The 12,607-nt window shown below is 53.3% G+C and carries 12 protein-coding genes; 10 read left to right on the top strand and 2 right to left on the bottom strand.

All coding sequences use genetic code 11. The features are described 5' to 3' along the window. Nucleotides 1-415: 415 nt before the first annotated feature. Nucleotides 416-1,411: a LacI family DNA-binding transcriptional regulator gene (locus G5193_RS03900; RefSeq protein WP_421205011.1), complete on the top strand. Its 996-nt coding sequence runs from the start codon at nt 416-418 to the stop codon at nt 1,409-1,411. Between the two features lie 382 nt (nt 1,412-1,793). Here the strand turns inward: G5193_RS03900 and G5193_RS03905 are convergent, their stop codons facing one another. Next, a complete protein-coding gene (locus tag G5193_RS03905) occupies nt 1,794-1,982 on the bottom strand; it encodes a hypothetical protein (protein ID WP_421205013.1) in 189 nt (62 codons plus the stop codon). Nucleotides 1,983-2,112: 130 nt separating this feature from the next. On the opposite strand from G5193_RS03905, the gene G5193_RS03910 reads away from it, so the two are divergent. The 9 genes from G5193_RS03910 to G5193_RS03950 all read left to right on the top strand — a co-directional run bounded on the left by G5193_RS03910 (nt 2,113) and on the right by G5193_RS03950 (nt 10,030). Further along, nucleotides 2,113-2,661: a hypothetical protein gene (locus tag G5193_RS03910; protein WP_421205014.1), complete on the top strand. Its 549-nt coding sequence runs from the start codon at nt 2,113-2,115 to the stop codon at nt 2,659-2,661. Continuing rightward, nucleotides 2,658-2,960 carry a YkvA family protein gene (locus tag G5193_RS03915; protein ID WP_029304363.1) on the top strand — a complete coding sequence of 101 codons (303 nt, stop codon included), beginning with the start codon at nt 2,658-2,660 and terminating at the stop codon, nt 2,958-2,960. The genes G5193_RS03910 and G5193_RS03915 overlap by 4 nt, the downstream gene beginning before the upstream one ends. Nucleotides 2,961-2,982: 22 nt before the next feature. Beyond that, nucleotides 2,983-3,603, top strand: a complete 621-nt coding sequence (locus G5193_RS03920) for a hypothetical protein (protein WP_421205016.1) — start codon at nt 2,983-2,985, stop codon at nt 3,601-3,603. Next, on the top strand, nt 3,600-4,034 hold the full coding sequence (locus G5193_RS03925; protein WP_408837505.1) for a DUF2787 family protein: 435 nt from the start codon (nt 3,600-3,602) through the stop codon (nt 4,032-4,034). Before G5193_RS03920 ends, G5193_RS03925 begins: the two co-directional genes overlap by 4 nt. A 491-nt stretch (nt 4,035-4,525) precedes the next feature. Continuing rightward, nucleotides 4,526-5,767 (top strand): tyrosine-type recombinase/integrase, encoded by a 1,242-nt coding sequence (locus G5193_RS03930; protein ID WP_421205018.1) that lies wholly within the window; start codon nt 4,526-4,528, stop codon nt 5,765-5,767. A 284-nt stretch (nt 5,768-6,051) separates the two neighbouring features. Further along, nucleotides 6,052-6,945, top strand: a complete 894-nt coding sequence (locus tag G5193_RS03935) for a helix-turn-helix transcriptional regulator (protein WP_223951872.1) — start codon at nt 6,052-6,054, stop codon at nt 6,943-6,945. A 126-nt stretch (nt 6,946-7,071) separates the two neighbouring features. After that, complete coding sequence (locus G5193_RS03940; RefSeq protein ID WP_421205020.1) at nt 7,072-7,740, top strand: TM2 domain-containing protein; 669 nt, start codon at nt 7,072-7,074, stop codon at nt 7,738-7,740. Between the two features lie 12 nt (nt 7,741-7,752). Next, nucleotides 7,753-8,442, top strand: a complete 690-nt coding sequence (locus G5193_RS03945; protein ID WP_421205022.1) for a hypothetical protein — start codon at nt 7,753-7,755, stop codon at nt 8,440-8,442. A 157-nt stretch (nt 8,443-8,599) separates the two neighbouring features. Then, nucleotides 8,600-10,030, top strand: a complete 1,431-nt coding sequence (locus G5193_RS03950) for a hypothetical protein (RefSeq protein ID WP_421205024.1) — start codon at nt 8,600-8,602, stop codon at nt 10,028-10,030. A gap of 452 nt (nt 10,031-10,482) precedes the next feature. Here the strand turns inward: G5193_RS03950 and G5193_RS03955 are convergent, their stop codons facing one another. Beyond that, on the bottom strand, nt 10,483-12,570 hold the full coding sequence (locus tag G5193_RS03955; protein ID WP_261999405.1) for a DUF927 domain-containing protein: 2,088 nt from the start codon (nt 12,568-12,570) through the stop codon (nt 10,483-10,485). Between the last annotated feature and the right edge of the window lie 37 nt (nt 12,571-12,607).

Below are 12,607 nucleotides of genomic sequence, written 5' to 3' on the forward strand. Positions count from 1 at the left end.
TATATGCACGCAATGGTAACGTTAACATCAGCTTTTCACATCGTTTTTTCTGCAAAATCGGATGTTAATCACGAAGGTTAACGTTAACATTCGATATTGTGTGATCCGTGTCGCGTTTTTTGTTCCACGTTTTCAAAACAATAGGGGCAATGTTTACAATAATGGTTTGTTATGGGTTCAGGGCAAGATCATGAACGCCAGATGAATGCATGTGAACAACTAGTACGCAGCTAAAGTTTATTTAATGTTCAACTATGGCAAGATCCAGTTCGCTGAATTTTACAACAACACGTGCTTGCTGCGTTTTGCTTAAATTTTAGACACTCATGCGGATGCTCTGGTTATGGGTTATCTTTGCTGTGATGATTCGATTGTGCAACGAGGATGTAGCCGTGTTTTCGCAAAATGGAATATTATGGCATCTTTAAAAGATGTGGCTAGAATGGCCAATGTATCGTTAATGACTGTTTCGCGGGCACTGAACAACCCGGAGCGAGTGAAGCCGGAAACTCTTGCGCGGGTACAGGAGGCCATTCTTTACCTGAATTACGTACCGGATCTGTCCGCAAAACAGATTCGTAGTGTTGGCACTAAAAATAAAACGATTGGCGTACTGGCGCTAGATACAGTAACCACACCATTTTCAGTCGAAATCACGTTGTCAATTGAGGAGACCGCACGCGCGCACGGCTGGAATAGCTTCGTGGTTAACATGTTCTCTGATGATAATCCTGACGACATTGTCGATCTCCTTCTCGCTCACCGGCCTGGAGGCATTATTTTCACCACTATGGGATTGCGTGAAGTGCACGTTCCGCCCAAGTTGCTGACGCATCCCTGTGTCCTGGCAAATTGTGAGAATAAAGGCGAACCGGTTGCCTGTTACATCCCTGATGATGAGCAGGGCCAGTACACTGCAGTTCAGGCATTGCTGGCGGCAGGATATCGTCGGCCTATCTGTTTGCATTTACCGGCCAACCACCTAGCGACTCCCCGTCGCCGAAAGGGACTAGAACGTGCCTTTCGTGAGGCAGGCATCGATCCTGATACGCAGGATCATTGCTATATGCAATTTGGCGATGAGCACTATCGTGATATCCCCGATATCTTGTTGGCTCATATTCATCAGGATGGCCCGCAATTTGATTCGGTTATTTGCGGCAATGACCGTATTGCATTCATGGTGTATCAGACCCTTTTGGCCAAAGGAATACGTGTCCCACAGGATGTCGGAGTTATTGGGTACGATAACCTTGTAGGCATTGGCAACTTGTTTTTACCCCCTCTATCGACAGTCCAGTTACCACATTACGAAATCGGTCGACTGAGTACGTTGCATATTATTAACGGTGATGACAGCAAGGGAAAGGTACTGGTCAATAGCCCTTGGTTGTCCCGCGAGTCATTTTGAAAACGAATCAGTTGGTAACAGCTATTTTGCTGTTGCCAGCAGCTTTGCTTTTGGCCAGAAGGTTAGAAATTAATGCCTGCTTTGTGCCAGATGCGGACGTTGCTAACGGTATTCCGTGTTATTAAACAGGGAACAGGTCACGATATTAGCGTGGTTATAATTTGCTCCTTATCTTTCATTATGAAACCATGCCAGCCAGTCTGGCAATACAAGCCCCTCATTCGCAACAAATTCATCGTAATCAAGCATGTATCCGTCATTCCGCACCTGATTTCCATATTTTAAATGGTGACAATGATCTTATTATTGATATCAAGTTGATAAAACAAATGATTTTATTGGAGTGTTCGTGTATCAGTGTTCGGTTGGGTAACAATTCACGTCATTTCATAGGAAGCAAAAACATGAATCTGATAATTTCAGCTATTTTTGCTACCACCCACTCAAAACCCTCTTTGTAGCCATTTGCTACAAACGTGTAGCCATCATCGCCGAAAATAAACCCCAAAATAGGTGCGAAGTGTCGGAAAAAACCTTCATCTGACTGACCTTTTTCAAAATCACCGTCCACCCGCTATCAATTGCTGGTCATCCTGATTGCCTGCTCTCCCCCTTCCCGTAAAAGCCCAATACTCAAACATATATGAATCCCTGGATAACCCATGATCATTCCGGTCCGGGAACATCCAAGGAGAACATCCATGTCTGAACTTTCATTGTTCGATGCCATTGGCGAAGGCAAAAACGCGACTCAGGATTATCTGGATACCCTGTCGCGAGCACTGCTGCGCCATCATCAACTGATCAAAGCCATCCGCATCCACGGTCGTTATGTACCGGAATCGTTGCCAATGCCCGGTCTGCCGGTATTGGTCGCCATCTTCAGTCATACCAATATCTACACCTTGCACCAACTGCCCTCGACTCAGATAGGGCAGTTGGTGCTGTCGATTGCCCGCTTTTCCGGTCAGGCCACCCATGACCTGGACAACGGCATCTTTGAAGAGGTGTGGGACATGGGTGACAGCAGCTTCACCACGGACAGCGCCGAGCAGGCCGTCTACTGGTTGCCGTTACCGGAGCGCTGGATTGCTCTGGAGGGCACGCAAGTGGCGCTGCACGATAAAGGCCATCCGGTGTTCAAGTTGCTCAACGTCACCGCCCGGAATTCTGGTCCGGTCCTGGATATCAGCGATGGCGTGGTCAGTCTGGCGCTAGAGTCAGAGTGGGATGGGGAGTGGGCCGCATGACCGAGATCAACCGCTCCTCGCTACTCGCCAAGCTCAAACACATCAAGGGCATGAAGCTGCTGGTTGAGCAGGCCGTCTTGCTCTATCTGTTGATGGCCGACGAGCAGACGCCTGTGTGGGTCAAGACCATCGTGGTCAGCGCACTCGCCTATTTGCTCTGCCCGGTCGATGCCGTACCGGACTTTATCCCCGGCGTGGGTCTCACCGATGACCTGGGGGTCATCAGCGGTGCCATAGCCTCGTTAGGCAGTCATATCCATCAAGGTCATCGCAGCAAAGCGGCTGACTTCTTCAAGTAATCCCTTCAGAAGGAATTTCATCATGGCTAAAGCCACACCACCGGCAGCGTCGGCTGCTCCGGTCTGGACTGTTATTAAATCCTCCAAGGCCCCGAAGATCAGCGCACGGGCCAGTGGTTTGCTGCACTACGACGTGGGCAAGAACGATGAAGGTCGCTACGCCCTTCGCATTACCGCCAACGACACGGGTGGCCTGTTTAGCAAACACTGGTTATCGCTCGATGACATCCTGGCTCTGCTGGACATCCTCAAGGATGCGCCATTCAAATCGGTGGCGCTCAAGGCGTTGTTTGTTCGAGGCAGTGCCAATAACCACGGTTTCCTCGCCGCCATCCTGCGATCTGAAAAGTTGCTGGTCGCCGCCGAGCCCAACTCACCGTTCCACCGGGTCGGTCTCTCTCTCAGTGACTGGTCAACTCAGTTGGATGAACCGACCAATATGGATAAACAGGCTCGCAAGGGAAAAGCCAAGGGGCAGAAGGGCCAAGATGACACGACCGATGAGATAACCATCGAGAAAGGCAATGAGCCCCAGTTTTTGGAAACAGCCAACGACCAGGCCGGTTTGTCAGACAAGATGGATGAGACAGGGGGTGAAGTTGAAACCGCAGACCCGGCGGCCAGTGAGGAGGCCCAACAATGAGCAACCGTGACATAGCACTGAACTGGCAGGGGCTCCCTCTGCCGGTTTCACGCCAGTTCGCAGTATGTCTGACCGACCTGCTGAACACGCACCACCCCACGTGGCTACAAGCCCGTGCTGTCACGATGAACTTCCGTGATCCGGGTTATGGCCCGGAGAGTGGTGGCTTTCATCCGGTGGAAATCCGTCTGCAACGCCGAGGAAATCTATGGTCCTTGGTCTATATGACGGACTTTTCCTATGTCGGCATGGGTGACTATGCCGAATTGGCTAAGGAGGTCGATTTTGACTTCTCAAGCCAGGAAGGGCTGGTTGCCTATGCGCATGTGGTGCCGTTGTCTGAGTTGGGTGAGTTCTATGAATTATGGGAGGGCAATTTCCTCACCTACCTGTCGTTGGGTGTCTACGCGATCAGGGTAGCCACTGAATGATCCCTCCCTATTAATGCGCAAATTTCACGGGTTCACGGGGTTGGCGTCGATTTATCCAGTCTCTCCAAGGGAAAAACGCGCCCCGTTTCCTCCCGTTCGAGCGGGGCGGGCACGGGGCTCGCCGTGAATATGCGGGGCAACCCGACCAATTCATTTACTCCCCCATTATTTCCGCAAATTTCGCGGGTTCACGGGGTTGAGATGGAAAAGCCCAATCACTCGAAGGGAAAAACCAGCCCCGTTTCCCCCCGCTCACACGGGGCGGACACGGGGCTCGGTAGCATTTTTACGGGATCGGACCGGGTAGCGACCGGGGCGGCCATCTGCTCACTCACCTTTCCCGCGTTGTCATCGTGCCGGGCCAGCCAGGCCAAGGCGCGATGAGCAACGACCATTTCAATCGCCAAGCCAGAGACGGGGATTAGACCTCCTTTCCACTGTGAAGGAGGCTTATGCCCTGTTGCACCAGCTCACATCTTGAGGAGCGAACCATGAACGAAACACCCACCCGATTTAAATTCACCAATCGGCGAATTGCCGATCTACCCCCTAACCCAGATGACGCTCGCAGTACCGAAGCGGAGTATTCAGATACTGACGTGACCGGTCTGCGCTGTCTGGTTGGCAAGGGGGAGGGGCGTCGCAAGTTCCTGCTGCGCTATCAGATACATGGGCGCAAGCGGGCGATTGCCATCGGGCATTATCCCGCGTTGGATGTCAGCGCGGCTCGCAAGCTCGCGCTCGACTACAAACGCAAGATCGCCGAAGGCATTGACCCGCAACAAGCCAAGGAGGACAAGCGTAATCAGAAGACCCTGAGCAATTTGTTTCAGGAAGACTATCTCCCCTATCTGCAATCGAGAAATCGCAGTTGGAAGACGGATGAACATCGCTTCCGTAATCACCTACGGCCCATCTTCGGCAACCTGATCCCGGAAGAGATCACCGTTACCCGCATCCAGAACATGCAACAGATGTTGCTCAAGCGCCTCACCCCGGCCACCTGCAATCGAGTATTAGCATTGCTCAAGGCCATCATGACCTGGGCGGCCCGTGCCGGACTGATCAAGGACAATCCCGCAGCCTTGGTGTCGTTACTGCGAGAGAACAATCGACGCGAACGCTACTTCACCCCAGATGAAATACGCCGCCTGTTCCGGGCCGCCGATCAGCATGAGAGTTTCTATACCGGTCAGTACGTCAAGATGTTGCTGCTCACCGGCTTGCGTCGGGCCGAGCTGGCAAGGGCCAAATGGCAGCACTACAACAAGGAGGACAAGACCCTATACATTCCCCACACCAAGAACGGCCATAGCCGTGTGTTGCACCTGAACCATATGGCGGTGGAGCTGTTGAACTACTTGCCGGTGACAGAGGGAAATCCCTATCTGTTCCCTGGCAAGCGGCAAGGGCAGCCATTGCAGAATCCCACCAAGGGTTTTCAGCGGATGCTGGCGCGGGCCGGTATAGATAAGGAGGGCGTGTGCCTGCACACCTGCCGTCATTCGGTAGCAGCGTTGATTGTCTCCAACGGCGGCACCCTGTTTGATGTGCAATCCCAGTTAGGGCACCGTAGCAGTCAGACATCACTGCGTTATGCTCACCTGCATAACACTCGGATGCAGCAGACCAGCCAGAAAATAGCCAACTGCATCCATGATGCCCTGACCAGCTCTGTACCATCCAAGCCGCTGCCGCTTCCCGAAGAGGGCGAGTGGGTTCATGCCAGCTAGGTATGTCGGTATCTCATCCAGTGGTGAGATACCGATATCGCTGTTTAGCAGCCCAATGATCCGTTTTCAGCGACCGTCCCGACAAACCGCTACACAAAATCTGTCGGGGCTTATGAGCCTTCTCAATCGCTTCTCGCCGGTTGATAACAAAACCCCTCACCTGATGACAAAAGCCCATCGCCGATGATGGGTTTTGCGAAAAACTGCCTGCCAACCAATTCGTCACGCCGTGTCGCGGCCTGTCTAGATAATCCGCGACACGGTTATTCCCCTTCTGTGATGGTATGCACGAACACGACAAGATTGCTCAACGCCTCGGTATGCTCCTCACCCGCCTGTACAGCGGTGAGAAGCTGCACCTGAGTGATCTGGCCACCGAGTACAACGTCACCGTGCGCACCCTGCAGCGGGATTTCAATCAACGCCTCAGTTATTTACCGATAGAGCACCGTAGCCAGCAATACTGGCTGGATCCAGGGTTCCTCAATCACAAGAACGACGGAAAGGTGCGAAAGCTGGCCGAACAGCTTGGCATCACCGACCTGTTCCCCCACGCCAGTGAATATCGTCTGGGTCAGCTGCTGGACAGAGACACCCCAAGCCTCTTCGCTATCAAGGGATTCGATGCCCAGTCCACCGACTCACTGAGCCATCAGTTACCGGTATTAGAGCAGGCACTGACCCAGCATCTGCAATGCTGGCTCATCACCAAAGACCAGCGCAAGCAACTGTTTAGCCCCTATCAGCTTGTCAACTACAAGGGCACCTGGCACTTGGTCGGCGTCAGCGAGGGGCGGTTGCAAGCCTATCCGCTGAGCTCCATCGCGCTGGTTGAGCTATCGCAACAGACCTTCACCCGTGATGCGCTCATTGCGCGACAAATCGATACCGATCCGACGCTCTGGCGCTCCGGCATGATCGAGGTGCTCCTCAAGGCCAGTGCCTCCATCGCCATCAACTTTCAGCATCGCCCGTTGCTGCCCGAGCAGGAGATTGTCAAAACCCTGGATGATGGTGCGCTGTTATTGAGCAGTCGCGTGCTCGATGCCAATCAAATTCTGCCCGTCATCAAATCCTGGATGCCGGGACTGACCGTGATCTCACCCGGTTTTATCCATGAGCAGATCGTCCGTGATTTACGCCATCTATTGACCCTGATGAGCCAGGCTCCGCCCTGACCCATGTGTGACAAAGATCCCAGTTTATACATCTGGCGACACCGCCTGACATGCCGCGACACCACCTGTCGCCGCTGTTTCACATTGTCGTCAACCATCCCGCAGTCGATACCCAAGGAGTAATGCATGAACACCATCAGCCTGCAAAAAGTGTCCGACAACACTCTTTGCTCCACCAGTCCCTATGAGCCACTCTTCGAGCATGTCGCCGCCCATTTGCAAGCCCAGGGCGGCACGTTAAAAACCGTCGAGCGCACACAAGGCAGGATCGAAGCCGCATGGAAATATGGCTTTAACCCTTTCGGGTTGCGCATCACCGTGAATTTTGCCTCCCAAGGCGATGAGACCATACAGCTCACCCTCAATGGCTCGTTTGTCGATGCCATCGATACCTTCGGCGCCGCCAAGAAGAAAGCTAGGGCAATCACGGATGAGCTGCTGAAGCCTATCGATATCGCGGCATGGCCGATTAAAGAGGGGGCAACATCCTCCCAGCAACCCTCTGCCGCGACCACTCCCCCGCAGGCACCGCTAAACGGCGCAAACGCCGTTGCGCACCGTGGCAAGCGCAAGGGGCTCACCGCTGTGCTCGCATTCTTGGGCGGCGGCATTGGTCTGCATAAGTTCTACACCGGGAACTGGGGCTGGGGGCTTATCTACTTAGCGCTCTGCACCACCGGCCTTCCCCTGGTCTTGTCCGTGATCGAGTTCATCCGTGTTTTGTGCCTGACACAGGAGGAGTTTGACCGTCGCTATAACTACCGCCCCATATCCGCGTTTTCATGGGTGTGGTGAGGAGTGCCTTCCATGAACATGAAAATGGCCGCTGGTTTACTGATGCTCTGCTCGACAGGTGCTCAGGCCGGTTTGCTCAGCCTGCTGGATGTAGCAACCCTCAAGGAAAGCGAGCTGGAGATGTGCCCGAAGATCACCGTCGAGAAGATGGTCAACAGCTTCTTCGAAGATCCCGAGTGGACCGGCGGGAAAGCGGCGGATGGTCGGAAGTTGGTGAATGTCAGCGGCACCATCACCTATGCCAGTCAGCCCGCACGGGCCATGGTGCAGGTCTGGATGCAAGACGATGGTTTTTCTGTGGAGGCGCTGGAGATTAACGGGCGCCCCCAGTCTGAGGGGATGCTGGATCTGCTGCTAGAGAAAATGTGCCAGAGCGCCAGAGGTGCTGACCATACCGGGGATCCACAGCAACAAGCTGTGGCGCTGCCGTTCACGGGAACCCGCTATTTCAACTTCGGGGGTGAAAGTGGCACTCAACAATCCATCACTATCGCCCCCAATGGACGCGTCACATTGAGATCCCATGGTGCGACCACTGTCTCTGTCGATTATCAGGGCATGTATGAAAACCCACTGCTGACCCCGGCGGGTAACTACCGTGTTCATGCCGACAAGATATATGTCACCGACGAAGGCGGAGACTTCCCCGATCCATCAGAGTGCGAGGTCATCGTATGCGAGACGGATCTGTCCGTCCCCTGATGCGCCGAAATAGCAACGAGAAGCATGGCGAGTAAAAACTCACAAATCACATTTCAATCAACATTTTACGGCAGAGTATCGAGCTAAAACCATCACCATGATGGCGGCCCAGGCTCTGAGCGTTATCGCATATCAACAATAAAACGGGAAACTAACGATGCAGAAAACTATCTTGGCCATGATGTTGATGGCGACTTTATCAGGTTGTGGCGGTGGTGGTGGCGATACGGGGAATCCAGCCTCTCCAAGCGCCCTGACCATGTCAGGCAAGGCGATTGATGGATACATTCAAGGCGCGACCGTCTATCTCGATCTCAATTTCAACCGTCAGTGGGATGATGGTGAACCCAAGACAACCACCAATGATGCCGGTGATTATCGGTTAGAGCTGCCGGTAGACCTGCAAACCTGCGCTCAATACGCGCCCTTGGTGGTCGATGTGCCCGTGGATGCCGTGGACCAGGATCTTGGCCCGGTAACAGAAGCCTATCAGATGGTCCTTCCTCCCACCTTTGCCCCCATCACCAAGGATGATGTCTACCATGTGACGCCGCTGACCACGGTGCTATGGAGCAGTGTAGAAAGTGAGCTGGCAGCCCAATCCCAGACAACTTGCCAGACCGTCATGGCGAACCGGCAAAAGCAGGAGCAGTTGATCGCCTCGATGAAACAGGCCGTCAGCCGTGTTGTCAGTCACTACAACATTTCCGAGCAGAAGTTGTATACGGACTTCATCGCTAACGGTGATAGCGAGGCTGCCACCCTGGCCCAGGAGATCGTGCGCGGCTTGCAGCAGTCCTTCACCGAAACAGAAGCCTTGAAACGGGACAATCCGGACGCCACCTTTGTCTATGTCGATTACCACAAGGGGGATAGTCGCGATCACAACAATGCCTATCCGGAGGCTTGGTATCGTGAAACCCAGTTACAAGGGGCAGCCCAGAGCAGCACCGAGCTGGTGAAGGTGAGCGATGATTTCGCGCAAATCATCAAGACCATCATCTACGGTGAAGAGCGCCAAGTGACAGGCAATAACTACACCTACACAACCCGCTACGACTTTGAGTCGCGCCATGGGGACAACACCCCCTATAGCTGTGACATCAAGGAAACCTTCTCGGCCCGCTCAAACGCCAAGACGTACACACTGGTGAATCTGGCCGAAGCATCGGCAGAGAGCTTCAACGACTGTGCTCCTGACGATGTGGCGGCAGCGATCACCCACCGTTACGCCACTATCAGCTATGACGCCAATGATCTGAGTTACGTCACCCAGTTCATCTATAACCGGCAGGCGGGAGCATTCAGCTTCCTGAACGACTGGGTAGGTCTGGAAGGGCAGCTATCCACCCTGAATATGGGTGAGCTCACTGCGGCTCTCGAAGCCCTCCCCTATCAGTATGACGAACCATCCCAAGATCCTGATGCGGCTAGCTGGGTCAAGAGCATGACGGCCAGTGAAAATGGCAATACCATCAGAACCAGTTACGACAGCAACGGCCTCTATCAGAAGCAGACAACCTATGCGAACGGTACTCATAGCCTGGAATGTGGCACGGACGGCATAAACTGGGGAACCTGTCAGTAGTCCGCGGAAAATGCAGAGGTCAGGGCCGGTCGGCACTGGCCTCTTTTTTAGACCGTTCGACAACACCAGCTGATGTGCGAGGAGATCGACAGGGAGCACACCAGTGTGTAGCGTCGGTATCTCCCCTCACGGCGAGACACCCGTATCGCGGTTTAGCGACCCAATGAGCCGCTTTGGCCTCACCGCCCTCCAAACCTCCACAACAAGCTTATCCTGGCCTTCTCGGCCTGCTGAAACGATCCTCCTCCTTCTGGCTACAGCCTCAGTCACACCCCAGGACTGACAATATTCGCAGTCCCGAGTATCCACGCTGCCACCACGGCAATCTGCTACCGGCTCCCATAAAGCAAGGGGGCCAGTTCGCACTGGCCCCCTATTCTTAAAACGGCTCAACATCCGCTATTTGTTCCTGCATCTCCGATTTAGGGGAGGCAGCTCCCTTCCGCTCATCCTCACCGACGACGTGTGAACTTGGTCTTCTTCGGTGGCTGAACCACCTCCGGCTCATGGTCATCCTCACCATCCAAGCCCATAATCTTGTCATAGTCGAATGCGTAATACTGGCCGTCAAAGATGTTAGCTGTGCGACGCTTGATACGCGTGGTAGGGCGATCCTTTTCGGTACGAATGAGATAACCTTGCTCTTCCAGCCGTTTCAGTACCTGCTCACCGAATTGGGGAACCATCTTATTGAAGTGCCCAACACGGACCATAAGCCGCTTGTTACGGATCACACCTATATGATCCTTATGATGAGTAGATTCTATATCCAAGAACAGCTGGCGCTTAAGTGCCAATTGCTCCTGAAAGTGGCGAATGGCACGGCTGATGTCATCCAGTTGTTCCCCCAAAGAAGCGACCCAGCGCTTAGCGCTCTCGACCACGGCGGCCTCGACCTCCTCCTCGCGATAGGGCAACACTCCCAGTTCGATACTATACAAGCCGGTAGCCAGCGTCATAGCGAAGAAATCCAGACCACGGCGAACCAGAGGTGAATCCGTAGCGCCATCGACCAACAGTATCAGACGCTCGGAGCACTCTTTAAACCGATCACGAACTAGCTGTTTCAACGCTTCATGGGAAGTGGCCTCTGGCAGGTTCAGAAGCCCTTGTGCCAAAGCTGGGAGGGCAGTGCCGTAGTATGTCCCACAGGCCGCTTTGAGTTGATCAATCCGGGCCTTGGTTTGAGTCAGGCTTTCGTCGGACAGTCTAGCATCATCGGGATAAACCTCGATGTTGGGGATCCGCACTCGAGCGCCTGAGTTAACACTGTCACCCGTTTTTCGCAGATAGTCGTCCGTACTCAACTCACCCGTCGAAATAATACAGAGTGCTGCGGTACTATGGGTTTCAATCACAGCTCCAGTTTTGTCACAACGCCCCTTGCGCTGTCCGTTCGTCATTGCGTACATGGTCGAGCCGAAATGCTTCCCGATGAACGAACCCAGCTCGTCGAGCACCAAACCCATCCCATGGTGCCTTTCGATAAGTGATAACAGTGCATTAAGAGTATTGTGCCACTTGCGGATAGCAGAACCACCGTCCTCGCTGGGGTCCGTGGCTCGTCCTACAACACTCTGGGCCACTTGAGCTAACGTTGTCTTCCCAGTCGAGCTCAAGCCATAAAAGTGAACGATGGTCGTTCCCTTTTGCAGCAGGTTTAGCAGCACATTCGCCAGCATCACCAATATCGAAAACAACATGATCGGGGTATGTCGAACCGACTCCGCGACATGCTGCACCCACTCCTCATGGGAACCCTGAGAGCTGAGCTGCGCTATGGGATTGCGAAGTTGGTAACGGCGCAACCCCTCATCAGGCCAACCGCCACGCGTCAACGCTTCTTCATGGGTAACATAGACTGTCTTTCCAGGCACAAATCCAGGTTGTTCCACCAGTGGGATAGTCTCTATAGAGCCCATCTTTGCACATTTCTGGATAAAGCTAACGAGCTGCACTTCGGTAGCTGAATGATAAGCAATAAGGTGAGAGCCCAGCATCGCCTTGATCTTTTTCAAGTCACTATGAACGGACTCGATGTTGATAGTAAACGAGACCAACTGACCATCAGGGTCAATAGTGGCAAATTCGATGGCCTCAAATAGACCACCACTGTTGTATTTGGCAATGGGCAACATCACTCCAACAATGAGCACTGTGGACTCTTTACCAGCCATGTTCATGGTCTTGCCATCCGGGGTAATAGCATAACCCTCAGGTAATAATGGAGAGGTTCGCCAATCCATCAACTGTTGCTTGGTATGAGCCAGAGGGGTGCCATCTTGCCAAACTGGGCACTCCTCTAGCTCTTTGTCCTTGTTTAACTTGTGCCCTTCAGGGCTCGCAAGGTAGCGTGCTTCTTCAGACCAAGCGTTGATCTCACTAAATTCTCTAGCGATCCAAGCCCTTATACCGTGGTCGCCATAAGTCTGCTCAGGGGCCACAACCATAGCCTGCGAGGTGTGTTGTGGAAGATCGACAATCTGGCCCTCCAATTGACTCACGGACCCAGAAGAAGAATTGATAATGGATGTATTCATGGTTAATATTGGGGGAAGTTTATTCCCCCACTCCTTA

It is taken from the genome of Aeromonas sp. 601027 (genome assembly GCF_049174455.1).
GTDB lineage: Bacteria > Pseudomonadota > Gammaproteobacteria > Enterobacterales > Aeromonadaceae > Aeromonas > Aeromonas veronii_A.

Bases quoted from the DNA above. Each gene is read 5' to 3' on its own strand.
- G5193_RS03955 (WP_261999405.1), bottom strand. From the start codon at position 12,570: ATGAATACATCCATTATCAATTCTTCTTCTGGGTCCGTGAGTCAATTG.
- G5193_RS03900 (WP_421205011.1), top strand. From the start codon at position 416: ATGGCATCTTTAAAAGATGTGGCTAGAATGGCCAATGTATCGTTAATG.
- G5193_RS03920 (WP_421205016.1), top strand. From the start codon at position 2,983: ATGGCTAAAGCCACACCACCGGCAGCGTCGGCTGCTCCGGTCTGGACT.
- G5193_RS03915 (WP_029304363.1), top strand. From the start codon at position 2,658: ATGACCGAGATCAACCGCTCCTCGCTACTCGCCAAGCTCAAACACATC.
- G5193_RS03935 (WP_223951872.1), top strand. From the start codon at position 6,052: ATGCACGAACACGACAAGATTGCTCAACGCCTCGGTATGCTCCTCACC.
- G5193_RS03940 (WP_421205020.1), top strand. From the start codon at position 7,072: ATGAACACCATCAGCCTGCAAAAAGTGTCCGACAACACTCTTTGCTCC.
- G5193_RS03930 (WP_421205018.1), top strand. From the start codon at position 4,526: ATGAACGAAACACCCACCCGATTTAAATTCACCAATCGGCGAATTGCC.
- G5193_RS03950 (WP_421205024.1), top strand. From the start codon at position 8,600: ATGCAGAAAACTATCTTGGCCATGATGTTGATGGCGACTTTATCAGGT.
- G5193_RS03945 (WP_421205022.1), top strand. From the start codon at position 7,753: ATGAACATGAAAATGGCCGCTGGTTTACTGATGCTCTGCTCGACAGGT.
- G5193_RS03910 (WP_421205014.1), top strand. From the start codon at position 2,113: ATGTCTGAACTTTCATTGTTCGATGCCATTGGCGAAGGCAAAAACGCG.
- G5193_RS03925 (WP_408837505.1), top strand. From the start codon at position 3,600: ATGAGCAACCGTGACATAGCACTGAACTGGCAGGGGCTCCCTCTGCCG.